Origin of the sequence: Pandoraea oxalativorans (assembly GCF_000972785.3) — a bacterium.
Lineage (GTDB): Bacteria > Pseudomonadota > Gammaproteobacteria > Burkholderiales > Burkholderiaceae > Pandoraea > Pandoraea oxalativorans.
Genome location: NZ_CP011253.3, coordinates 5,353,547 through 5,375,736 on the forward strand (window position 1 = coordinate 5,353,547; position 22,190 = coordinate 5,375,736).

Consider the following 22,190-nt stretch of genomic DNA (forward strand, 5'->3'; position numbering starts at 1 on the left):
GCACTCGGGCCGCGCTCATCCGACAGGCGTAAGTCGTCACCGGCGGGCAATACCTCTCCCGCCGCAGCCCTTTATGGCGCGGTTCTTCTGCTGATTCGGTGGTGCTGGGTGGTGCGAGTGGTGCGGGTAATGCGGGTCTTGCAGGTCCTGAACGAGATCAGAAGACGGCCAGCGACGCGTTCGTGATGTCCGTCATCAGCATGTAGCCCGGGCGATGCCCGATGGCCAGCGGCAGCTTCGCGCCCATGAGCGCGGTCTGCGGCGTGACGCCACAGGCCCAGTACACGGGCAGCTCACCGTCGCGAATGGTCACGGCGTCGCCGAAATCCGGTTTCGACAAGTCGGCAATGCCCAGCGCCGACGGATCGCCGATATGGATCGGTGCGCCGTGCACGCCGGGAAAACGGCTCGTGATCTGCACGGCGCGAATGGCGTCGGCGCCCTTCATCGGCCGCATCGACACGACCAGTTCGCCACCGAACTTACCGGCGCGCTGATTCGCGATGTTGGTGCGGTACATCGGCACATTGCGTCCCTCTTCCACGTGGCGCAGCGCAATGCCTGCCTTGGCCAGCATGTCCTCGAACGAGAACGAGCAACCGATGGCGAACACCACGAAGTCGCTCTGCCAGAACTCCGCGAGGTTATCGACCTGGGCGTCGAGCTTGCCGTCGCGGTAGACGTTGTAGCCCGGCACATCGGTGCGGATATCCACTTCGCGCCCAAGCGAGGGCACGTGCCACTGCCCCGGCTCGCCAACGCCCAGCAGGGGGCATGCCTTCGGATTGCTCTGGCAGAAGCGCAGGAAGTCGTGCGCATGCGCTACCGGCACGATAGCGAGATTCGCCTGCGCGTAGTCGCCGCAGTATCCGGCGGTCGGCCCACGGAACTGTGCCGAACGCACGGCCTGACGAAATTCGTAAGGCGTGATGGTGTCGCGTTGCGAAGTGAAGTCGTGCGGGGTGGCTCGGTGGTTCATGGCAGATCCGGCTTGAGTGGGAGACGCCAATGCGGCATCGGATGGCAGAAGCATAGGAAGAAAAAAAAGTTGCCGCTAACGAGTTTTTGTTCGCCTCCATGTATAGAATTTCTTAACAACCTCAGGGGTTTTCCCGAGGTTCGTTGCATTTATTTTCACTGCACCGTTCACCACAGCGCACACCATGCGTCGCAGACTTTGGGCGACTTCCCTGCCCCACGACGCTCACTGAGCCTCATGAACACGCGCTTTCTCGAAACTTTCGTCACGCTCGCCAAGCTGCGCAACTTTCGCGCGACGGCCACCGCGCTGCATGCGACGCCGGCGGCCATCTCGCAGCGACTCAAAGTGCTGGAAGAGGAACTGAAGACCGAGCTTGTCGACCGTGACAGCCGCGAGTTTCGACTCACGCCGAACGGGGAATACCTGCTTGGCTATGCGAAGGCGGTGGTGGAGGCGGCGCGTCGTCTGCAAGCGGCCGCATCGGGAGAAAGCACGTTGCGCGGACGGCTGCGTCTGGGGGTCATCGAGACGGTCGTGCACAGCTGGCTGCCGAACTATCTGCGACGGCTCGCCGCCGACTATCCGACGCTCGAAGTCGAGCTGACGGTCGACGTCTCCGTGCAGCTGCAACGGCGTCTCATGGCCGACGAACTCGACCTCATCATTCGCGTGGAAGGCAGCGACGACAGCAGCGTAGTGTGCAACGCGCTCGCCAACTATCCGGTGCACTGGATTGCGCGCAAGGGCATGTTTCCGAACACGCGCAGCGGGCTTGCGAAGCAGGTGCTGCAGCACCCGATCCTGACCTACGGACGCGGGACTGCGCCGCACCGCGCGCTTGAAGACATCGTGGCCAAGCTGGCCGGTGCGCACGGCGTGCCGCTCTCCGAGACGCGCATTACCGGCTCGCCGTCGATTGCCGTGATCGTGCAGTTGGTACGTGACGGATTCGGCGTCGCCGCGATTCCGCGCCTGTTCGTCGACGCGTTGATCGCCAACGGCGAAGTCGTCGAGTTGCCCTTGCAGCCAGCGCCGCCGTCCATCGTGGTGTCGATGTCGCGCCGTGCCGATGCACCGCTGTTCGTGCATGGCGCGGGAACTGCCGCGCGCGCCGCGTGTGCGGAGTACTGTCAGAAGAGCGACCGGCGGCTGGTGGAATTGCTGTGAGGCGCTGATCTTGCTGACTTTGCCGACGTTGTTTAGGAATCGCCCAGCAACTCAGTGAAAGTGCGCCAGCCGCGTGACGAACGTAAAGTCCGCTTCCGACGCCATCAGGGACATCAGCACGAGTAGCGCCAACGGTGGAATCAGAATGGCGTAGACGAGCGCGAGCCGCTCCCATCGCATGTGCATGAACACTGCGACGATGAGGCCCGCTTTGGCGATCATCAGCGCGAGAATCAGCCCCCATCGCAGATAGCCTTGCAGATTCGCGTAGTCGACGAGATACGAGAACGTCGAGAGCACGAACAGCAGCCCCCACACTTTCAGGTAGAGGCCGACCGCGTGTTGTTGTCCGGTGTGACCGGCACTGTGCGTCGCTGTCGCAGAGGATTCCATCGTGCCTCCTACCAGAGATAGAACAGCGCAAAGATGAACACCCACACGAGATCGACGAAGTGCCAGTACAGGCCCGCGATCTCCACCAGTTCGTAATTACCGCGTCGCTCCAGCGTGCCGTTGAGCACCTTGCGCATGACGATCAGCAAATAGATCACTCCCGCGCTGACATGCAGCCCGTGAAACCCGGTGATCATGAAGAAGCAGGCGCCGAACTGCGCCGCCCCCATCGAATTGCCCCACGGTCGAATGCCTTCGTGCACGATCAGGTTCGTCCATTCGAACGCTTGCATGCCGACGAACGCGATGCCGAAATACGCCGTCGCGAGAATGCACGCCGCGGTCTTGTCACGGTCGCGCCGGTACGCGTAATTCACCGCCATCGCCATCGTGCCGCTACTCGTGATGAGCACGAACGTCATGATCGCAATGAGCAGCAGCGGCACCGGGTGACCGCCCACATTGAGCGCGAAGATCTCCGCCGGATTCGGCCACGTCGCCGTCGTCGACATGCGCACCGTCATGTAGCCGATCAGGAAGCTGCTGAACACGAACGTGTCCGAGAGCAGGAAGATCCACATCATCGCCTTGCCCCACGGCACGCGGAATGTCGCGCGGTCGCCGGACCAGTCGGTGACGACACCGCGCCAGCCGTCAGGCGGCGTGATCGCGGGCACAGCGGAGGATGGGGTGGGCGATGGCGTATTCACGAGGCGTCTCCTGGCCGGGCCGAAGCATGGGCTTACGGCGCAACGCCGGTGCCGCACAGGCGCTGCGCGATCTCCGGCGTGAGATTGACGATGGCCGCGAACAGCACCACCCACAATACGAACAGGAAGTGCCAGTACTGCGCGGTGAGCGAGAGACGTCTGGCCCGCGTGGCGTGCGTCACGCGACGTGGAATCAGCAGCGCCCACGCCACCACGCCGCCGAGCAGATGCAGCGCGTGCAGGCCTGTGAGCAGGAAGAAGAAGCTGTTGGCCGGGTTGCCCGAGACGCCGTAGCGACGCAGCGCGAGATCGCGCCAGACCCAGAGTTGTCCGGCAATGAACGCCAGTGCCAGCGCACCTGCGAGTGTCCAGTCGCGTCGCGAGCGTCGTAGTTCACCTCGCTTTGCCTGCGACGCGGCCGACTGCATCACGATGCACGCCGCCGCCAGCATGCCCGTGTTGACCCACAGCGCATTGACGGGCGGCAACGCGCGCCAGTCGCCGAGGCTCATGCGCATGACGTACGCCACGAGCATCAGCGCGAACAACATGCCGATCACGCCCATGAGCCACCAGAGCGCCACCTGAGACGCCGTACGTCGACGCGGCAGCATCACGGGAACGCCGCCAGGAATGCCATCGGGTGGCATCGGCGGCCACGACGGAACGGGCCTCATGGTGTCGCTCCTTTCGGGGAATCGGGCGAAGGCGGTGCTTTGCTACCGCCGCCATGCAGCGCCGCCGAGTCACCATCCACCAGCGTGGCGGGACGTCGCGGATCGGGGGCGAGATTCTGCGGCACGAAGTCGTCGATGTCGCCCGGCACGCTGTACTCATAGGGCCAGCGATACGTCGTCGGCAACACCGCGCCCCAGTTGCCATGCCCGGGCGGTGCGTGCGGTGTCTGCCATTCGAGCGACGCCGCACGCCACGGATTCAGACCGGCCGGTTTGCCGTGTCGCACACTCCACGCGAGGTTGAAGAGGAACAGCAACTGCCCGAGCGCCACGACGAACGCGGCCACCGAGATGTAGGTGTTCATCGTGTGCGCGGACTCGGGGATGAAGCTGTAGTTCTGAAACTCGTAGTAGCGTCGCGGCATGCCGAGAATGCCGAGGTAATGCATTGGGAAGAAGATCGCGTAGGTGCCGAGGAACGTGATCCAGAAGTGCCACTGACCGAGGCGGTCGTCCAGCCGTCTGCCGGTGACCAGCGGATACCAGTGGTAGATGCCGCCGAAGACCACCAGCAGCGGTGCCACGCCCATCACCATATGAAAGTGCGCGACGACGAAATAGGTGTTCGACAGCGGCATGTCCACGCTCACATTGCCGAGGAAAAGCCCCGTCAGTCCGCCGATCACGAACGTGCTGATGAAGCCGATGGCGAACAGCATCGGCACCGTCAGATGGATGTCGCCACGCCAGAGGGTGAGCACCCAGTTGTAGACCTTGATCGCGGTCGGAATCGCGATGATGAGCGTGGTCGTCGCAAACAGAAATCCGAAGTACGGATTCATGCCGCTGATGAACATGTGGTGCGCCCACACGACGAACGACAGCACGCCGATGGCGAGAATTGCCCAGACCATCATGCGATAGCCGAAGATGTTCTTGCGCGCGTGAACGCTGATGAGATCGGACACGATGCCGAACGCAGGCAATGCGACGATGTAGACCTCGGGGTGCCCGAAGAACCAGAAGAGATGCTGAAACAGCAGCGGGCTGCCGCCGCGATAGTCGAGCGGCTGTCCCATCGACACCACGGCAGGCATGAAGAAGCTCGTGTGCAGCGTTTTGTCGAGCAGCATCATCACGCCGGAGACGAACAGCGCCGGGAAGGCGAGCAGCGCCAGCACCGTCGCCATCACGATGCCCCACACGGTAAGCGGCATGCGCAGCAACGTCATGCCTTCGGTGCGCGCCTGTAATGCGGTAGTGACGTAGTTCAGGCCGCCCATCGTCGCCGCCACGATGAAGATCAGCAGCGAGACGAGCATGAGCACGATGCCCCACTCGGTGCCTGGTGTGCCGGGCAGGATCGCCTGTGGCGGATAGAGCGTCCAGCCCGCACCGGTCGGGCCACCGGGCACGAAGAAGCTCACCATCAACACGATAACGGCCAGCAGATATACCCAGTAACTGAGCATGTTCAGGAACGGGAAGACCATGTCGCGCGCGCCGACCATCAGCGGAATCAGGTAGTTGCCGAAGCCGCCGAGAAAGAGCGCAGTGAGCAGATAGATCACCATGATCATGCCGTGCATGGTGACGTACTCGTAGTAGTGACTGGCGTCGATGAAGGAGAACTTGCCGGGGAAGCCCAGTTGCAGGCGCATGAGATTGGACAGCACCAGCCCGACCAGTCCGACGGCAATGGCCGTGCACGCGTACTGCACCGCGATCACCTTGTGGTCCTGACTCCAGACGTACTTCGTCCAGAAACTCTGCGGGCCGCCGTCATGCCCACCGTATCCACGATGGGCGCCGGCATGGGCAGAACCGTCGGCATTCTCGGCATTGCCAGTCATGACGTTGTCTCCCTGTGTTGCCGGTGCGGTCCGCGCGCGTCTGTGTGCGACGCGCGTCGGGCTACGGCGCCGGTCTGATCATCGGCACACTCGGTTGCGCCGGTCCCGGCGGTTGCGGACCGGTGGATTGTCGCGGCGGGATTGCCAGCGGCGGGGCGTACGTGTTCGGATCGTTCTGTAACGGCAGGCCCGGCGTGCCCCCCTGGCGGCGCGCAGGCTGGGACGGCGGCTGTGTTCCCTGATTCGCCTGATTGCCCGGCGCGGATGGCGTCAGTGGTCCGTATTGCACCGGCGGGCGCGGCGACTGAAGCGTGTTCTGCGCGAGTTGCATCGCGGGCGCTTCAGTCTGGGGCGACGACTGTGCAGGGGCGGCGGTGGCCGCCAGGGTCACGGCAGTGAGCGCAATGGCGAGATGTCGGACAGGTTTGAGCATGGCGGACGAATGAGGTGTGTCGGATGAAGCGGACTGAGCGGACGGTGGTGTCGGCGCGGGCGCCCCGGGCTGCGCTGCCGGTTTGGCGCCCAGCGTGCGGATGTAGGCGATGAGCGCCTTCAGATCGTCGTCGCTGAGTTCCAGTTTAGGCATGATCGGGGCGAAGCCCTTGGGCACGCGCGCCGTCGGGTTGCGGATGAATTCGGTGAGGTAGGCGTCGTCGACGTGTGCGGAACTGCCATCCTGAAACGTCTCGGTCTTTCCGTAAAGCCCGTGCCAGGTCGGCCCGACGCCTGCCGAACCATCCACCGAATGGCAACCGGCGCATCCTTTGGCCTGCGCCAGCAACTTGCCCTTCGCGGCGAGCGGATCGAGCGCGCCCGCCCCGGCGTGTTGCGTTTGCAGTGCAGCAAAGGTGGGGAGTTTGGCCACCCAGGCGTCATAGGCGGGCTTGTCGTCCACGACGACCACGCCGCGCATGTTGGCGTGCCCCACCCCGCATAGCTGGGCGCAGAGGATGTCGAAGCGGCCGGTGCGGGTCGGTGTGAGCCACATCTGCGTCACCATGCCCGGCACCATGTTCATGCGCGTGCGAAACGGTGGGACGTAGAAGTCGTGAAGCACGTCTTTGGCGCGCAGCAGCAATTTCACGGGCTGGCCGACGAGCAGGTGCAGTTCGGGGGCGTCGACGATGCGATTGTCCTGATTCGCCGGATCCTTGGGGTTCAGGCCCAGCGGATTGTCGGCGGTGACGTAGCTTGCGTCCGACGTGCCGAGCCGTCCGTCCGGTCCCGGCAGACGGAAGCGCCACTGCCATTGCTGGCCGACGACTTCGACGACATGGGCGTCCTTGGGCGCGTCGATCAGCTTCGCGTAGACGAACAGTCCCGGCGCGAGCATGGCGACGATGCCGACCGTCGTAATGGCGATCAGCCAGAATTCGAGACGCCGGTGATGAGGTTGATACGCCGCACGGTGCCCGTCGCGATGACGGTAGCGAAAAATCGCCCAGGCAACGAAAAGATTGATGACGACGAAGGCTACGCCGGTGATCACCAGCGTAAGGGTGAGCGTGTCGTCCATCTGGTGCCAGTTCGACGCCAGCGGGGTCTGCCACCACGGACTCCAGAAATGAAAGGCGAGCGCGGCAGCGACTACGACGATCAGGAGGATGGGCAGGGCCATGGTCTCGTTGACAGGTCTGCCTAGAAGACTAGCTCGCGTGGCGACCGTGTCAAGGTTTCCAAGCTGATCCGCACCGTCAGGGCATTAAGCAGTCGTTTATAATAGCGGCAAAATATCCAGCGTTTTGGGCAGCCGGAATCTTCATGACCAAAGGCTGTCACATTCTGTATTGACATCGAACAAGGACTGTTTCGTTTTTCCGCTTGTTCGATCCTCGCTTGAGGTCGGTACGAGCGAATCCGGAAACATTCATGCACAATGCATCGTTTAGTGGCATTGGCCAATCGACGTGCAATTTTGTCGCTATGTATGCAATTTTTTGCGGCATACTGCGCAGCGTCCAAAAACCGGTGCCGCAGTCTTTCGAACCGTATTCTGAGCATTTTGGCCGCTTTTCGGCCGTTTTTAGTTTACGCAAATTTGCAGCTAAGGCGGATATCAACGTCCGACTGACCACGAAGAGATGACGAAAGCTAAAGTTGCCGCCATTGCCACCCATTTCCCTGCCGATATCGTAAGTAACGAGGATTTGGCGGCGGTGTTTCCCGAGTGGACGGCTGACAAGATCCTCGCAAAAACTGGCATTGCCGAACGCCGCATTTCTGCACCGGGAGAGACGGCCTCGGACCTCGCAGCCCTGGCGGCCGAAAAGCTCTTCGAATCGCATCATATCGATCGGGAGTCGATCGACTTTTTGCTGCTCTGCACGCAATCGCCAGATTTCATATTGCCGACAACCGCGTGTGTACTTCAGGAGCGTCTCGGGTTGCGGCAGGATGTCGGTGCACTGGACTTCAATTTGGGATGCTCAGGCTTCGTCTACGGACTGTCGCTGGCAAAAGGTTTGATTGAGACGGGCAGCGCGCGACGGGTTCTGTTGCTGACTGCCGATACGTACACTAAGCTCATCCATCCAAAAGATAAAAGCGTCCGTACGATTTTCGGCGATGGCGCGGCAGCAACGCTTGTCGAAGCCGACCGTGGCGACGCCAGCGCTATTGGCCCTTTCATTTTCGGCACTAACGGCAAAGGCGCAAAGGATCTCATCGTCAAGACCGGCGGCGCGCGCTCGGAACGCACCGAGGCAAGTGCCACGGAGTACAGCGACGAATCGGGCAATACGCGCACCGACGACAATCTCTTTATGGATGGCGGGGCCGTTATGGCCTTTACGCTGCGTGCCGTACCGGACGCCGTACGCCGATTGCTCGAAAAGGCCGAGTTGACGATTGACGACATCGATCATGTCGTTTTTCATCAGGCGAACACCTTCATCCTGGAGACTCTGCGCAAGAAGTGCCAGATTCCGGAAGACAAATTTGTCGTGCACATGAGCCATTGCGGCAATACCGTATCATCGACGATCCCGATTGCACTGACCTCGCTGCCGCAGCCCGCGGATCGCCCGCGCCGGGTCATGGTCGTCGGTTTCGGCGTAGGGCTCTCTTGGGCCGGCACGATTATTGATTATTGATTTACAGGGAGAGCAACAAGTGGAAAATTTTTACGCCGAACTCGCAGAAGTACTGGAAATCGACCCGGCAACCGTCGGCCCGGACATGGCGCTGGCAGAGCACAACTGGGACTCGCTTGCAATCGTCTCGACCATTGCCATCGTCGATGAAATCTTCAACGTGACCCTCGATGGCTCGGCCCTCGGCAAGTGCGAAAAGGTTTCGGACATCGAGGCTTTGATCGAGAAGGCCAAAGCATGAACAGTCGCTTGACGTTCGGTCGCGCAAGTCGCATCGACAACATCGCCATTCGCGGTGTCGTGTCTGTGCTGCCGCGCAATGAAATCGACAACAAGGGGTTCGAAGCGCGCTTCGGCGCCGACGCTGTGCGCGATGTCGTCAAGATGATTGGGGTCCAGCGCCGCTACTGGGTTGATGACAAGACCACCGCGGCGGACCTCTGTTTGTACGCGGCACGTCGATTGCTGTCGAGCCTGGCATGGGAGCTCGACACGATCGACGCCCTGGTTTTCGTTTCCCAGACACCTGATTACCGTCTTCCCGCTACGGCCTGCGCGCTTCACGGCCAACTGGGACTCGACAAGGCTTGTGCAGCGTTCGACGTCAATCTGGGCTGTTCTGGCTACACCTACGGGCTGTGGCTGGCATCGACGATGATTGCCGGCGGTGCGCGCCGTGTCCTCTTGCTCGCAGGCGACACGATCACCCGAACGGTGTCGCCCGACGATCGGGCCACCGCAATGCTTTTCGGCGACGCAGGCACTGCGACGGCCATCGAGTTCGATGAACAGGCGCCGACCAGCACGTTCGTGATTGGCACCGACGGTGCCGGTGCAAAGAACCTGATTATTCCGCAAGGCGGATTCCGCACGACACTGCCGGAAGACCCCCGCCTGGAAGGCCGCGATCCCGCGTGCCTTTATATGGACGGCGGCGAGATTTTCAACTTCACGCTCAAGTCCGTACCGGGGCTGGTTGCCGACACGCTCCAATATGCTGGCCAAATGACTGACGATGTCGATGGATTCCTTTATCACCAGGCCAATGAGTTCATGCTCAAGCATCTGGCGAGAAAGTCGAAGATTCCAGCGGAAAAATTTCCGATCAATATCGGCGAGTATGGCAATACCAGTTGTGCGTCGATCCCACTATTGCTCAGCACGCGCTTACGCGACGCACTGCGTGAACCCAAGCAACTCCTGATGGCCGGCTTCGGCGTCGGATATTCGTGGGGCTCCGCCCTCATGCGTGTGGGCCCTCTGGCATGTAACGAAACGGTGTTCCATGATCTTTGATTCCAAGGCGCTGTCTGGTCAAACCTTCCTAGTCACCGGAGCGTCGTCGGGCATTGGGCGTGCGACGGCACAGCTGTTAGCGGCTTGCGGCGCAAGAATCCTCGCGATGGGGCGCGACGAAGCTCGCACCTCGGAGAGCGTGGGTTCGCTCGGCACGAACGCCGACCACGTCGCGATCATCACAGCATTCGAGGATGCAGATTCGGCTGCACAGCAGGTGAAAGAAGCCGCCGTCACCGCAGGTGGCGTTGACGGCATTTTTCATGCCGCTGGCCTAGAGCTGATCCTGCCGGTCAAAATGACCAAGCAATCGAGTCTGGACAAGTTGTTTGCCGCGAGCGTGAACACGGCGTTCGGTATCGCTCGCGCAATGGCGATGAAGGACGTGATTCGTGATGGTGGCTCGCTGGTCCTGATGTCGTCGGCGGCCGGTTTGCGCGGCCAGGCCGGCATGACAGCCTATTCGGCGTCGAAAGCGGCAATCGATGGTCTCTCGCGCTCGCTGGCTGTCGAACTCGCTCCCCGCAAAATTCGCGTGAACAGCGTCGCCAGTGGCGCGGTTGAAACTGCCATGCACGGACGTCTGGCGTCGAGCCTCCCGCCCGCTGCCATGCAAGCCTACGAGGAAAAGCATCTGCTCGGTTTCGGCAGGACGGAAGATATCGCTAACGCAGTGACCTTCCTTCTCTCCCCCGCTTCACGTTGGATCACCGGCACGACGATGGTTGTGGACGGTGGCTTTACGGTGCGCTGATGAAGCAATACGTCATCGTGGGCGGCGGTGGTTTTTGCCGTGAACTGATTTCCTGGATCCGGCAGATCAACGCCGGCGCGACGAAGGGAGAAGTCGTCGGAGTGCTTGACGACAATCCCGACTGCCTCAACGGTTATGACTACGGCGTAGCCTACCTGGGCAAGCCAGCCGATTACCTGGCGCCAGCGGACGTCGAACTCGTCATGGCAATCGGCTCCCCGAAGGTGCGCGAACGGCTGGTTGGCATGCTCCGCGAACGCAACCCGGAAACCCGTTTTGGCACGATCGTCCACCCCAGCGCGGTCATTGCCGAATCGGCCCGCCTGGGCGAAGGCCTGATCGTCTGCCCACAATCTTTGATTTCTGCAGATGCGCAAGTCGGCCACTTCGTGACGGTCAACGCTTGTTCGTCAATCGGACACGATGCGAGCGTTGGCGACTTCTGCACGCTGAGCGCGCACGTCGACCTCATGGGGTTTTCGACGCTTGGCACCCGAACTTTCGTTGGCTCGGGTGCGCGGGTCATGCCCAGCGTCACCATCGGTGCGGATTGCACGCTCGGTGCCGGCACCACTGCGATGCGCCGACTGGCCGACGGCATGACGCTGTACGCGCCGCCGTCCAAAAAGATGTGACCCACAAAATTTTCGCGGAGCCATTCGTGTTAGAGCAACGCTTGTCTCGCCGGTATTGGCATCTGATCGGTCACCGTACCGAACTGCTGGCCGACAATGACTTCCTTCGGCTGAACTGGGCTGATGGAGAGATTGTCCTGTTCAACGACCACGGCAATATCGTGGCGTTTGACAATCTCTGCCCGCACCGAGGGACCCGCTTTTTCGTCGATGCACATGGCAATCACCCTGCGCATTGCGCCTATCATGGCTGGCGCTTCGAACACGGCACGGTCCATATACCCCAACCGCAGCGATTCGCCCCGTGCGATCTCGCAAAGGCGAAACTCAACGAGTTTCGCGTTGAATGGTGCGCGGACTTCATGTTCATCGGCGTTGAACCGATCATGAGTCTCAGCGAACAACTGGGCGAAACGGAACAAGTGCTTGAGGAAATTTCGTTCAATATCGCGGGACGACACGATTTCAATCAATACGAATTCGAATGCAACTGGCGCATCGCATTGGAGAATGCGCTGGAGCCATATCACATCGACATGGTGCATCCGAATTCACTCGGCACGTTACGCCTTGAAGACGGCGAGAATGAATTTCATGGCGTCAATTCGATTTGGCGAGCGCCGGTGGGGAATAGTCGCGTTGACAAGCAATTACGGGCCATGAACCGCTTGTTCAACATCGATTATCGCTACGAAGGGTATCAGAGCCTGTACATCTTTCCGTTCGCGATGCTCTCGTCGACGTACGGCTATTCGTACTCGCTGCAAAACTTCTTCCCGTCGACCAATCCCGAGCGAACGCATTTCACCAGTCGCTTGTTGACGGCACCGGTCATACCCGAGCGGCTGGCGACTGCGCAATCGTTTTTTGATTCCACAGCGCAGGTCAATCGGAAGGTATTCGACGAAGATCACCAGATTTGCAAACGCATTCCGACACGCGCGCTCGAGACGCATCTCACCCTCGCCGATAACGAAGCGAAAGTGCGACATTTCAGAGAGAGTTTGGCCGCGATCTCGGGCCGATAAGAAGATTGGCGCTGTACGAGGTCTTCATGACCTCGTACCCAATTTCACCGGCAGCCCTTCGTTGACAAACAAGCTGCTGGCGAGTTTGCGCTTAAGACACGGAGTGCACCGCACGTTGGTTGACCGTGTACAGATGGTCGCGAATTTCCGACTCCGGACGGAAACCCGACACGCAATTACGTAGCGTGTTGATGATGACGTCGTGTTTGTTGTTCCGGCACGCGTCGGCAAGAATCTCCAGCACTCCTTCCAGCTCTTTACGGCCAATGAAGTGTTCGTTGGCCATCATGATCTTTGCGTGCGGCGTCCCGGTCACGTCATCGCCGATCAGCAATTCCTCGTAAAGCTTCTCACCAGGACGCAACCCGCTGAATTCGATGGCGATATCACCGTTATTGCGCCCCTCTTCCGCAACGGAAAATCCAGAAAGGTGGATCATGCGACGCGCCAGATCTACGATTCGCACGGGCTCCCCCATATCAAGCACGAAGACTTCCCCTGATGCCCCCATCGCACCGGCCTGAATCACCAACTGCGCAGCTTCAGGGATTGTCATGAAATACCGGTTGATTTCAGGATGCGTGACCGTCACGGGCCCGCCCGCGAGAATCTGCTTACGGAAAAGCGGCACCACAGAACCCGACGATCCCAGGACGTTGCCGAACCTCACCATACAGAACCGGGTCTTGACGCTCGGATCGTTGGCAAACGCCTGAAGCACCAGTTCGGCGAAGCGTTTTGTAGCGCCCATGACGTTGGTTGGGCGCACGGCCTTGTCCGTGGATATGAGCACAAACGTGTCCACTCCCGCCGCGATCGCCGCTTCTGCGGCGGCTTTCGTGCCAAATGTGTTATTGAGCACGCCTTCAGTCATGTTGAACTCAACTAAAGGCACGTGCTTGTAGGCTGCGGCGTGATACACGGTCTGCACGCCATAGCGACGCATGATGTCCGTGACACGATCGCGATTCTGTACCGAACCAAGTACCGGCACGATCTCGATGTCGCTGAATTCACGCTGACCGACGACCAGTTCCAATTCCTGCGCGATGGAATACAGCGCGTACTCCGAAAGCTCATACAGAACCAAGCGGCGAGGACGCAGCAATACGATCTGTCGGCAAAGTTCCGAGCCGATCGATCCGCCAGCACCGGTGACCAAAACGTTCTTGTTTCGAACATTGGCCTCCAGTAGTCTCTGATCGGGCGGTACCGTTTCTCGTCCTAACAGGTCGTCGATCTCGATTTCTCGCACATCGGTCGCTCGTACCGTCCCGCCGACCAGATCGGCCATCCCCGGAATCGCCCGCACTTCCACCCGCAACGCTTCGAGCTTATTGATGATTTCAATGCGGCGGCTACGTCCGGCCGACGGAATTGCCAGCAGAATCTGCTCAACCTGGAAGCGGTTGACCAACTTCGGCAAATCCTTGGGATCGCGCACGCGCAGGCCCATGATTTCCAGACTGTGCAGCGCGGGATTGTCATCCACAAACATGATCGGCTGATATTCCTTGCCTGCACGTAACGCCACGGCCAACTGACAGCCAGCACTCCCCGATCCGTAAATGATGACAGCGCGACCACGCTCGGAAGGGCGCCAGTTCAACAGCGCCGCGCGTGCAAGAAGGCGGCTTCCCACGATGTAGACGACGGAAATCACCCAGTAAATGAGCAACGCGCCTCGTGGAACCGGCGGCAGAATCAGCAACGTCAACGTGCCCGCGAACGCCCACACGGAAAGCGTCACGGCAAGCACAATCATGAGCATCGCGCGCGTACCCATAAACCGCACGACTGCGCGATACAAGCCAAGGCACATGAATATCGGGATCGCCAGTGCGGATGTCAGAACGTACACCCACCAGGCGTGGATTTGCGGGAACTGCCAAAGTTCGAGACGCAGTCCGATGGCGGTCCACAATGATAACGGCAGCAGAATGGCATCCGCTGCGGCCATCACGGTGATCTTTGCACTACGCGGCAGATTCACGATCATACTGAGCATATTGTTTAGCGCGCGGCCGCCGTCAATACCTCTTCCAGTTCGCGGCAGACAAACGCCATCTCGTCGTCGGTCAACGTGGGATGCACCAGGAACATCAGGCTCGTGTCGCCCAATTCTCGTGCAACTGGCAGACGCTCTTCAGGCCGCCAGCCAGTGTTGTCGAACGCTTTCTCCAGATAAACCTCCGAACACGATCCCTGATAAGCAGGCACGCCCCTCGACGTCAGCGCCTCGATGATCTTGTCCCGGGTCCAACCGTCGCGCAAACGCTCAGGGCGAACAAAGACATAGTGCTTGTATTCGGCATGCTCAATATCAGCCGGAATGGCAGGCACACGAACCACATCGTGTTTGCGCAGTACCTCGTCTAGCCGTGCCGCGAGCGCCTGGCGCCGCGCCTTCCACGTATCGAGTCGGCGCAATTGAATGCGGCCAATCGCCGACTGCATTTCGGTGATTCGCCAATTGGTGCCGAACGATTCGTGCAGCCAGCGGAACCCCGGCGGGTGTTGCTTCTCGTAGACTGCGTCGTACGACTTGCCGTGGTCTTTGAATGCCCAGGCAGCCTTCCACCAATCGGTGTTGTCCATCGTGAGCATGCCGCCCTCACCACCAGTCGTCATGATCTTGTCCTGACAAAACGACCATGCACCCATGTGCCCGATAGTGCCGACGTGGCGCCCCTTGTACTTGGCGCCATGCGCCTGCGCACAATCCTCGATCACATACAGATTATGCGCTTCGGCGAGCGCCATGATCGGGTCCATGTCGCAGGGCCAGCCGGCCAGGTGAACACAGAGAATTGCCTTGGTCCGCGACGTGATAGCGGGCGCAATGGTTTGCGCCGTAATGTTCTGCGAGTCCCGATCGACATCGACAAAGACGGGAATCGCTCCCGCATTGATCACCGAGCTGGCGGAGGCAAGGAAAGTACGCGACGTCACGATGACCTCGTCACCCGCGCCGATGCCCAGAACATGGAGCGCAAGATCTAGCGCAAGTGTGCCATTCGCCAACGCGATGGCGTGCCGAGACCCAATGTATGCGGCGAATTCCTTTTCGAATTCGCGGCTTTCCGAGCCCGTCCAGTAATTAACCTTATTCGAGCGGAGGACAGCGGCAACGGCCTCTACTTCGTCTTCCGAATAGCTGGGCCAGGGAGAGAGTCGAGTATTGAGCATCTGACGGTTCTGGGAGAGTCTGTCGATTAATGTAATGTTCTTGTCGCGATCGGCGTCAGGGCCGCTTCGTCTCGGCCTGACTGCCTTTGAACGCGGGCATTGTGGCCTCACCGGCAGCGGAGATGCCATCACGGGCAAACACTTTCTTAACGGTGAGCAACAGGATCTTGATATCCAGCGCGAATGACTGGTTGTCTACGTACCAGACATCCAGACGGAACTTGTCGTCCCACGAAATCGCGTTACGACCATTGACTTGCGCCCATCCTGTAATGCCCGGACGTACTTCGTGACGCCGCGCTTGCTCGGGACTGTAGAGCGGCAGGTAGGCCGTGAGGAGCGGACGTGGCCCGACAAGGCTCATGTCACCTTTGAGCACATTCCAAAGCCCAGGCAATTCATCCAGACTGCTGCTGCGCAAGAACTTGCCAAAACGCGTCAAGCGCTCGCTATCCGGCAGGAGGTTACCGTCCTTGTCTCGCGCATCCGACATACTACGGAACTTGCACATCCGAAACGGTTGGCCATCCTTGCCCGGACGGACTTGCCGGAACAATACGGGGCGACCCAATGCAATCGCGACCCAGACCGAAACAACCAACAGTATCGGACTCAGTGCAATCAACGCGCACAGGGCGACAAGAAAATCAAAAGTCCGCTTCATGCCTGCCTCCGCTCCGCGACGACCCGCTCAAAGACTTCACCAAACTTTGACACGTTGACAGCAACCGATAGGTGGTCCCGATAAAATGCCGCGCCTCGTGAGCCCATGGCGACGAGCTCTTCACGCGACAACGCGGCGAAACGACAAGCGGCCTCCGCTATTGCTACAGGATCTTGCGGCGTCGCAACAAATCCTGCGCCCGCTTGTTCGACGAGTGCCGCGGCATCGCCACGCACCGCCATCAGGATGGGCTTTCCGACCGCCATATAGGCCTGCGTCTTGGACGGAATCGTGATCGCGAACAACGGATCGTCCTTTAAATGGACGAGCAAAACATCTGCCGCATTGAGTAGCGCACCAACTTCCGACATCGGCATGCGAGGTATAAAGCGGACGTTCTCCAATTGCTGCGACGCAGCGGACGCCTTGAGTCGTTCGACTTCGATACCACCGCCAACAAATACGAACTGAATCTCCGGGCGCTTCGGTGCCACAAGCTTCGCGGCGTCGAGCACAGCGTCGAGCGCCTGTGCCTTACCCATGGTTCCCGCAAAGACAATATTGAACTTGCCGGCGAAGCCGTAGGGATCGCCCTCGGCCGGACGCGCGGCCGCTTGCGTCAAACCGGTCTCATCGCACCAATTATAGATAACGTCGAGCTTCCCGGCCGGGACACCGCGTTCTTGCAACAGGCGTTGGAAGCCCGGCGAAAGCACCACTACCCTTGCCGCACGACGATAGACCCAATCGCAGAATTTGCTCACGACGTTCAGCGCGCGCTCGCTATTAAGCATGCCCGTCGCGCGCAACGTGTCAGGCCACATGTCCTGAATGTCACACACCACCGGCGTACGACGGAACATCCCGATAAGCGAAGCGGCCATACCAACGGTAAGTGGCGGATGATATGCGTAGATCACATCCGCACGACCTGCGCCAAAAATGCCGTACAGCGTCGCTGATGCGGCATAACTCGCATAGTTCGCGACTCGGCGCATCGCCGAACCGTCATGGCTCGGATACAACGGAACACGCGTGATGCGCACGCCGTCCATGACTTCTCGCTGAAGCAAACGCACCTTGTAGCCGTCGTAGACCTTGCCGCCGGGGTAGTTCGGAAACCCGGTTATGACATCCACCTCATGCCCAGCCGCGACTAGCGCCTTGGCAAACATTAGTCCCTTGAATGTCGGCTCCGGATCGAACCATTGCGAAACGATAAGTACTTTCACTTCATTGCCATCCTGTAACCGGCCGTGCTGCTCAGGTTATGCTTTGCTTGTTGACGACACGGCTCAGACAGTCTGGCGCCAAACAGTGCGCCGGACATAGTCGGTGTAGCTGAGGATAATGCGCAGAACTTTGTCGGAAACGTTGGGCATGCTGTAATCGGCCACTTGTCGGAGCAGACGATTCTCGCCGCGCGGCTGGTCCGCAAGGATCGCCAGCGCCTGCAACACTCGGTCAGCATCAACGCCCGTCATCATGACGGAGGCCTCTTCCATGCCTTCCGGGCGCTCGTGCGCTTCGCGGATATTGACGGCCGGGAAGTTCAGAATCGACGATTCTTCCGTAATCGTCCCGCTGTCCGAAAGCACCGCTCTTGCGTCGCGCTGAAGCCGGATGTAATCCAGGAAACCTAGAGGCTTGAGTAACCGGACGTTGGGCGCAAATGTCAGCCCGGCCGCTTCGATGCGCTTCTTCGTACGCGGGTGCGTCGACACGATCACTGGTTCGCCATAGGCATTCGCAACCGCGTTGAGCGTTTCGCCAAGCTTGGCGAGATTCACGGGCGAATCGACGTTTTCCTCGCGGTGCGCACTGACCACGAAATACTTGCCGGCCTCGAGACCCAGCTCGCCCAGTACGTTGGAGCTGTCGACCTTCGGCGCGTAATGCGTCAGCACCTCAAACATCGGGCTCCCGGTCTTGATAACGCGATCCGGTGGCAATCCTTCGCGCAGCAAATACTCCCGCGCGATATCGCTGTACGTCAGGTTGATGTCCGAGGTATGGTCAACGATACGACGGTTGGTTTCTTCCGGCACGCGCTGGTCGAAGCAACGATTCCCCGCTTCCATGTGGAAAATCGGGATTTTGCGGCGCTTTGCGGGGATGGCGGCGAGGCAACTGTTCGTATCGCCCAGCACCAGCACGGCATCCGGGCAAACCGATTCCATCACCCGATCCGCCGCAATGATGACTTTACCAATCGTTTCCGCGGCATTCGCACCCGCAGCGTTCAGGAAATGGTCCGGCCGACGCGCCTCGAGATCGCGAAAGAAGATTTCGTTGAGTTCGTAATCGTAATTCTGGCCCGTATGAACAATGACATGATCGCAATACTGGTCCAGACGCGCCATCACACGCGAGAGTCGAATGATCTCAGGACGTGTCCCGAGAACGGTCATCACTTTCATTTTGCGCATGACTTACACCTTGTGCGCTACCGTATCGGGTCGCGAACGATCAAAAATTTCATTTGCCCACAGCATCACGACCATTTCATCTTCACCGATGTTGGTGATGTCATGCGCCCAACCCGGCACCGTTTCCACGATTTGAGCCTTCTCGCCACTCACTTCAATTTCGAGGCGCTGACCTGACACGATGTGGCGAAACCCGAAGCGGGCGCGCCCCTTGATGACGAGGAATTTTTCGGTTTTGGAATGGTGATAGTGACCACCGCGCGTCACCCCGGGATGGGCTGTGAAATACGAAAACTGCCCTGCATCGGGTGTCTTGAGCATTTCCACGAAAACGCCACGTGCATCGCCGTACATCGGAACATCGTAAGCGAAATCATCGTCCGGCAAAAAGCTCACGTAAGTCGAATACAGCGCACGCACGAGGCCTGTACCGACACGTTCGCTCACCAGCGAATCTCGGCTCTGTCGGAATGCGCGAATCTGATCCGCGAGTTCACCGACCGTCGTCTCGTAAACCGGGCTGACATCGACGAATCCGGGCGCGGGCGCATTGTCGGCGAGCAGCGCCAAAAATGCCGCACAAACGTCATCGACATAGACCATACGCACCTTGGCGTCCGGCGCGTGAATCTCGATCGGCAAGCCGCGTGCAATGTTGTGACAAAAAGTGGCGACCGCCGAGTTGTAGTTCGGGCGACTCCATTTACCGAAAATATTCGGCAACCGGTACAGATACACTGCGGCGCCGGTGCGCTGCGCGTACGCCTGCAAGGCCAGTTCAGCGCCGACCTTGCTTTGCCCGTAAGGATTCTCCGCTGTGGCCTGAGTCGACGAGGTGTAGGCAACGGGCACCTTGCGGCCAGTCGCTACCAACTTCTCAACTAACGTTTGCGTGAAATCGACGTTGCCCGAGACAAATTCGTCGGGTGACTTCGGACGATTGACGCCCGCAAGATGGAACACGAAGTCCGCATCGCGCAGGCCAGCGTCGAGCGCTTCGTCCGACGTGTCGCGACCAACACGCACCAATTCATGCCCGCCCATCTCCTCGAGATGGACCAACAAATTCCTGCCGACAAAACCGTTCGCACCGGTCACAACGATCTTCATCGGATCACTCCTCCGGCTGAGCGTCTTGCCCTGCTTGCAAAGCACGCATAAATGCGAGCTTCTGCAACAGCACCTTCATGCCAGCGATGTCCAGGCGCTCGGTGTTGTGGGAGTTGTAGTCCTCTGCAGTCGAAATACTCGTCTCGCCTTGTTCGACATACTTGCCGTAGTTGAGATCACGCAGGTCAGGCGGAACACGATAGTAGTCGCCACGATCTTCCGCGGCCGCAAGCTCTTCTCTGCTAAGCAACGTTTCATACAACTTTTCGCCGTGACGCGTACCGATCACGTTGATCGGATGCTCGGGCTTGCCAAGCATTTCTCGAAGCGCGCGCGCGAGCGTCTCTACCGTCGCCGCCGGCGCCTTCTGAACAAAGATGTCGCCGTTACGACCATGCTGGAAAGCGTAAAGCACCAGTTCCACCGCGTCATCGAGCGTCATCATGAAACGGGTCATCAGCAGATCAGTCACCGTGATCGGCTTACCGTCGCGCATCTGCTGCACGAACAACGGGATTACCGAACCACGCGATGCCATGACGTTGCCGTAGCGCGTGCCGCAAATCACCGTCTTGTTGTCGTCCGCCGAGCGCGACTTCGCGACCATGACCTTTTCCATCATGGCTTTCGAAATGCCCATCGCGTTAATGGGATAGACAGCCTTATCGGTACTCAGGCAGACAACGCGCGACACGCCGCTTTGGATCGCCGCTTCGAGCACATTTTCCGTACCCATCACGTTGGTCTTAACCGCTTCCATCGGATGAAACTCACACGACGGAACCTGCTTCAGTGCAGCCGCATGAAACACGAAGTCCACGCCGCGAATCGCATTGATCACCGAAGCCGGATCGCGGACGTCGCCAATGTAGAACTTGAGCTTGTCGCTGTTATAGCGCTTGCGCATGTCGTCCTGCTTCTTTTCATCGCGACTGAAAATACGGATTTCACCGATATCAGTATCGAGAAAGCGGCGCAGTACCGCATTGCCAAACGAACCCGTGCCGCCGGTAATCAACAGCACTTTGTTTTTGAACGAACTGATACTCATTGTAAATGGGCCTCAAATCTTCGGTAATACTCAAGCGTTCTGCCGAGCCCGTCCCCAATATCTCCCGTGAATTTGTATTCGAGATATGAGTAGTACGGTATGTAAGGCTCGATCAGAGGGTTTACTAGTTGATAAACAAGCGCCGAGACAACAAATGCCAACGACGTCGACGCTACAACCGTTCGCACAACGATCGGCTGCATCGAAACAGCCTGATATAGCAGAATCGCCTGCGGAAGCACTGCGAGATACTGCGCGCGGTTCCAGAAAATCGGAAAATCGAACAAGAGACCTTGAAATGCGATCTGAAGAATTATCGCACCGAAAAGTAGCTCCTGAAACCGACTGCGCTCCGGGAGCCGTTTATTGACCCACAGGAAGATCCCACAGTTTACCAGCAGGTAGGCGATGGCCCCGGGAGAGCGTTCGAACGCCCCCGTCGACGCGTAGATGGCGGCCTTCTCCGAGATGAACGACAAACTTAGCTTGGACAACGCCTCGAGTGCGAGGGATGCGACACCAATGCCGAGTGCGTAAAACAGAAGTACGACGCCGACGAACAAAACGGGACGCCTCATCACGAAGCGAACGCCCTTACGCCAATATACGAAAAAATAGATAACGCTGGAATATTGAAATCCAACGCCTATAACACTACAGAACATCGCCATATTGTTGCGGCCACGGGACGCATACATCATTCCGATCATGAACATTGAAACGGCCAATGACTGACGGAACACGCCCATTTGCAACGGCAGATACACAAGGCAAAAATAAAAAGCGCAACAGAAAACGAGATCGGCTCGGGCGAGCTTTACAAATCGATACAAAACCCAAATATTGAACGTGGCGATCACAACCAAAAGGACCTGAAAACTCCCAGTCATCTTTGCCACAACAATATTCAGCAACACATACAGTGGCTCCATCGGCACCATTCCGGAACCGTCACCTATGTAATCCGGAGCGTACTGATCAAAGAATGCTTGATAGACGAGCCAATCGTAGCCCGTGCGGTATCGCAACGCGGCCAGCGCCCATAGCGCGAGAACAGCAAGCGCCCCGAGCGAGAGGATTCGCTTTCGCCATACAACCTGCACCAGCGCAGCAATGCTGAGGACGAATGCGATAACGAGATAAAAACTCATAGACGCTCG

At 59.2% G+C, this 22,190-nt stretch carries 20 protein-coding genes and 1 pseudogene; 7 read left to right on the forward strand and 14 right to left on the reverse strand.

Features of this window, described 5'->3' with window-relative positions; all coding sequences use genetic code 11:
• Positions 1-157: 157 nt before the first annotated feature.
• Positions 158-931, reverse strand: a complete 774-nt coding sequence (locus MB84_RS23665; protein ID WP_046293191.1) for a putative hydro-lyase — start codon at positions 929-931, stop codon at positions 158-160.
• Between the two features lie 285 nt (positions 932-1,216).
• Between MB84_RS23665 and MB84_RS23670 the strand changes: the two genes are divergently transcribed.
• Positions 1,217-2,149 carry a LysR family transcriptional regulator gene (locus MB84_RS23670; RefSeq protein ID WP_046290107.1) on the forward strand — a complete coding sequence of 311 codons (933 nt, stop codon included), beginning with the start codon at positions 1,217-1,219 and terminating at the stop codon, positions 2,147-2,149.
• Between the two features lie 51 nt (positions 2,150-2,200).
• On the opposite strand, the gene MB84_RS23675 is transcribed toward MB84_RS23670, so the two are convergent.
• From MB84_RS23675 to MB84_RS23695, 5 genes and pseudogenes are all read right to left on the reverse strand, one after another.
• On the reverse strand, positions 2,201-2,542 hold the full coding sequence (locus MB84_RS23675) for a cytochrome C oxidase subunit IV family protein (protein WP_046290108.1): 342 nt from the start codon (positions 2,540-2,542) through the stop codon (positions 2,201-2,203).
• Between the two features lie 8 nt (positions 2,543-2,550).
• Positions 2,551-3,252, reverse strand: a complete 702-nt coding sequence (locus MB84_RS23680) for a heme-copper oxidase subunit III family protein (protein WP_046290109.1) — start codon at positions 3,250-3,252, stop codon at positions 2,551-2,553.
• A 32-nt stretch (positions 3,253-3,284) separates the two neighbouring features.
• Positions 3,285-3,929: a cytochrome c oxidase subunit 3 gene (locus MB84_RS23685; protein WP_084009951.1), complete on the reverse strand. Its 645-nt coding sequence runs from the start codon at positions 3,927-3,929 to the stop codon at positions 3,285-3,287.
• Positions 3,926-5,782 carry a cytochrome c oxidase subunit I gene (ctaD, locus tag MB84_RS23690; RefSeq protein WP_046290110.1) on the reverse strand — a complete coding sequence of 619 codons (1,857 nt, stop codon included), beginning with the start codon at positions 5,780-5,782 and terminating at the stop codon, positions 3,926-3,928. The genes MB84_RS23685 and ctaD overlap by 4 nt, the downstream gene beginning before the upstream one ends.
• 490 nt (positions 5,783-6,272) lie before the next feature.
• Positions 6,273-7,400 (reverse strand): annotated as a pseudogene (locus tag MB84_RS23695) (cytochrome c oxidase subunit II); the annotation flags it as partial.
• A gap of 463 nt (positions 7,401-7,863) precedes the next feature.
• On the opposite strand from MB84_RS23695, the gene MB84_RS23700 reads away from it, so the two are divergent.
• From MB84_RS23700 to MB84_RS23725, 6 genes are read left to right on the forward strand one after another with little or no spacing between them, the layout of a single operon-like run.
• Positions 7,864-8,874, forward strand: coding sequence for a 3-oxoacyl-ACP synthase III family protein (locus MB84_RS23700; protein WP_046290111.1), 1,011 nt, complete (start codon positions 7,864-7,866; stop codon positions 8,872-8,874).
• Between the two features lie 19 nt (positions 8,875-8,893).
• The gene (locus tag MB84_RS23705; RefSeq protein WP_046290112.1) at positions 8,894-9,115 is read left to right on the forward strand and encodes an acyl carrier protein; all 222 of its coding nucleotides are present in this window, start codon (positions 8,894-8,896) and stop codon (positions 9,113-9,115) included.
• The gene (locus MB84_RS23710; RefSeq protein ID WP_046290113.1) at positions 9,112-10,170 is read left to right on the forward strand and encodes a ketoacyl-ACP synthase III; all 1,059 of its coding nucleotides are present in this window, start codon (positions 9,112-9,114) and stop codon (positions 10,168-10,170) included. Before MB84_RS23705 ends, MB84_RS23710 begins: the two co-directional genes overlap by 4 nt.
• A complete protein-coding gene (locus MB84_RS23715) occupies positions 10,163-10,924 on the forward strand; it encodes an SDR family NAD(P)-dependent oxidoreductase (RefSeq protein WP_211279390.1) in 762 nt (253 codons plus the stop codon). Before MB84_RS23710 ends, MB84_RS23715 begins: the two co-directional genes overlap by 8 nt.
• A complete protein-coding gene (locus MB84_RS23720) occupies positions 10,924-11,559 on the forward strand; it encodes an acetyltransferase (protein WP_046290115.1) in 636 nt (211 codons plus the stop codon). Before MB84_RS23715 ends, MB84_RS23720 begins: the two co-directional genes overlap by 1 nt.
• Positions 11,475-12,587 (forward strand): aromatic ring-hydroxylating oxygenase subunit alpha, encoded by a 1,113-nt coding sequence (locus MB84_RS23725; RefSeq protein ID WP_245725443.1) that lies wholly within the window; start codon positions 11,475-11,477, stop codon positions 12,585-12,587. The genes MB84_RS23720 and MB84_RS23725 overlap by 85 nt, the downstream gene beginning before the upstream one ends.
• A gap of 91 nt (positions 12,588-12,678) precedes the next feature.
• On the opposite strand, the gene MB84_RS23730 is transcribed toward MB84_RS23725, so the two are convergent.
• The 8 genes from MB84_RS23730 to MB84_RS23765 form a co-directional block, all read right to left on the reverse strand.
• A complete protein-coding gene (locus MB84_RS23730) occupies positions 12,679-14,586 on the reverse strand; it encodes a polysaccharide biosynthesis protein (RefSeq protein ID WP_157122831.1) in 1,908 nt (635 codons plus the stop codon).
• A gap of 14 nt (positions 14,587-14,600) precedes the next feature.
• On the reverse strand, positions 14,601-15,776 hold the full coding sequence (locus MB84_RS23735; RefSeq protein WP_046290117.1) for a DegT/DnrJ/EryC1/StrS family aminotransferase: 1,176 nt from the start codon (positions 15,774-15,776) through the stop codon (positions 14,601-14,603).
• A 55-nt stretch (positions 15,777-15,831) separates the two neighbouring features.
• The gene (locus MB84_RS23740; protein WP_046290118.1) at positions 15,832-16,440 is read right to left on the reverse strand and encodes a sugar transferase; all 609 of its coding nucleotides are present in this window, start codon (positions 16,438-16,440) and stop codon (positions 15,832-15,834) included.
• Positions 16,437-17,672, reverse strand: a complete 1,236-nt coding sequence (locus MB84_RS23745; protein WP_046290119.1) for a glycosyltransferase family 4 protein — start codon at positions 17,670-17,672, stop codon at positions 16,437-16,439. The genes MB84_RS23740 and MB84_RS23745 overlap by 4 nt, the downstream gene beginning before the upstream one ends.
• Positions 17,673-17,735: 63 nt before the next feature.
• A complete protein-coding gene (wecB, locus tag MB84_RS23750; protein WP_046290120.1) occupies positions 17,736-18,869 on the reverse strand; it encodes a non-hydrolyzing UDP-N-acetylglucosamine 2-epimerase in 1,134 nt (377 codons plus the stop codon).
• Positions 18,870-18,872: 3 nt separating this feature from the next.
• Positions 18,873-19,967 carry a UDP-2-acetamido-2,6-beta-L-arabino-hexul-4-ose reductase gene (wbjC, locus tag MB84_RS23755; protein ID WP_342672620.1) on the reverse strand — a complete coding sequence of 365 codons (1,095 nt, stop codon included), beginning with the start codon at positions 19,965-19,967 and terminating at the stop codon, positions 18,873-18,875.
• Between the two features lie 16 nt (positions 19,968-19,983).
• Positions 19,984-21,030: a polysaccharide biosynthesis protein gene (locus MB84_RS23760; RefSeq protein ID WP_046290122.1), complete on the reverse strand. Its 1,047-nt coding sequence runs from the start codon at positions 21,028-21,030 to the stop codon at positions 19,984-19,986.
• On the reverse strand, positions 21,027-22,181 hold the full coding sequence (locus MB84_RS23765; RefSeq protein WP_046290123.1) for an EpsG family protein: 1,155 nt from the start codon (positions 22,179-22,181) through the stop codon (positions 21,027-21,029). The genes MB84_RS23760 and MB84_RS23765 overlap by 4 nt, the downstream gene beginning before the upstream one ends.
• Between the last annotated feature and the right edge of the window lie 9 nt (positions 22,182-22,190).

What these genes read in the sequence shown, in the direction of transcription:
- MB84_RS23670 (WP_046290107.1), top strand. Translation starts at nt 1,217, where the DNA reads ATGAACACGCGCTTTCTCGAAACTTTCGTCACGCTCGCCAAGCTGCGC.
- MB84_RS23675 (WP_046290108.1), bottom strand. Translation starts at nt 2,542, where the DNA reads ATGGAATCCTCTGCGACAGCGACGCACAGTGCCGGTCACACCGGACAA.
- MB84_RS23685 (WP_084009951.1), bottom strand. Translation starts at nt 3,929, where the DNA reads ATGAGGCCCGTTCCGTCGTGGCCGCCGATGCCACCCGATGGCATTCCT.
- ctaD (WP_046290110.1), bottom strand. Translation starts at nt 5,782, where the DNA reads ATGACTGGCAATGCCGAGAATGCCGACGGTTCTGCCCATGCCGGCGCC.
- MB84_RS23700 (WP_046290111.1), top strand. Translation starts at nt 7,864, where the DNA reads ATGACGAAAGCTAAAGTTGCCGCCATTGCCACCCATTTCCCTGCCGAT.
- MB84_RS23710 (WP_046290113.1), top strand. Translation starts at nt 9,112, where the DNA reads ATGAACAGTCGCTTGACGTTCGGTCGCGCAAGTCGCATCGACAACATC.
- MB84_RS23720 (WP_046290115.1), top strand. Translation starts at nt 10,924, where the DNA reads ATGAAGCAATACGTCATCGTGGGCGGCGGTGGTTTTTGCCGTGAACTG.
- MB84_RS23730 (WP_157122831.1), bottom strand. Translation starts at nt 14,586, where the DNA reads ATGATCGTGAATCTGCCGCGTAGTGCAAAGATCACCGTGATGGCCGCA.
- MB84_RS23735 (WP_046290117.1), bottom strand. Translation starts at nt 15,776, where the DNA reads ATGCTCAATACTCGACTCTCTCCCTGGCCCAGCTATTCGGAAGACGAA.
- MB84_RS23740 (WP_046290118.1), bottom strand. Translation starts at nt 16,440, where the DNA reads ATGAAGCGGACTTTTGATTTTCTTGTCGCCCTGTGCGCGTTGATTGCA.
- wecB (WP_046290120.1), bottom strand. Translation starts at nt 18,869, where the DNA reads ATGCGCAAAATGAAAGTGATGACCGTTCTCGGGACACGTCCTGAGATC.
- MB84_RS23760 (WP_046290122.1), bottom strand. Translation starts at nt 21,030, where the DNA reads ATGAGTATCAGTTCGTTCAAAAACAAAGTGCTGTTGATTACCGGCGGC.
- MB84_RS23765 (WP_046290123.1), bottom strand. Translation starts at nt 22,181, where the DNA reads ATGAGTTTTTATCTCGTTATCGCATTCGTCCTCAGCATTGCTGCGCTG.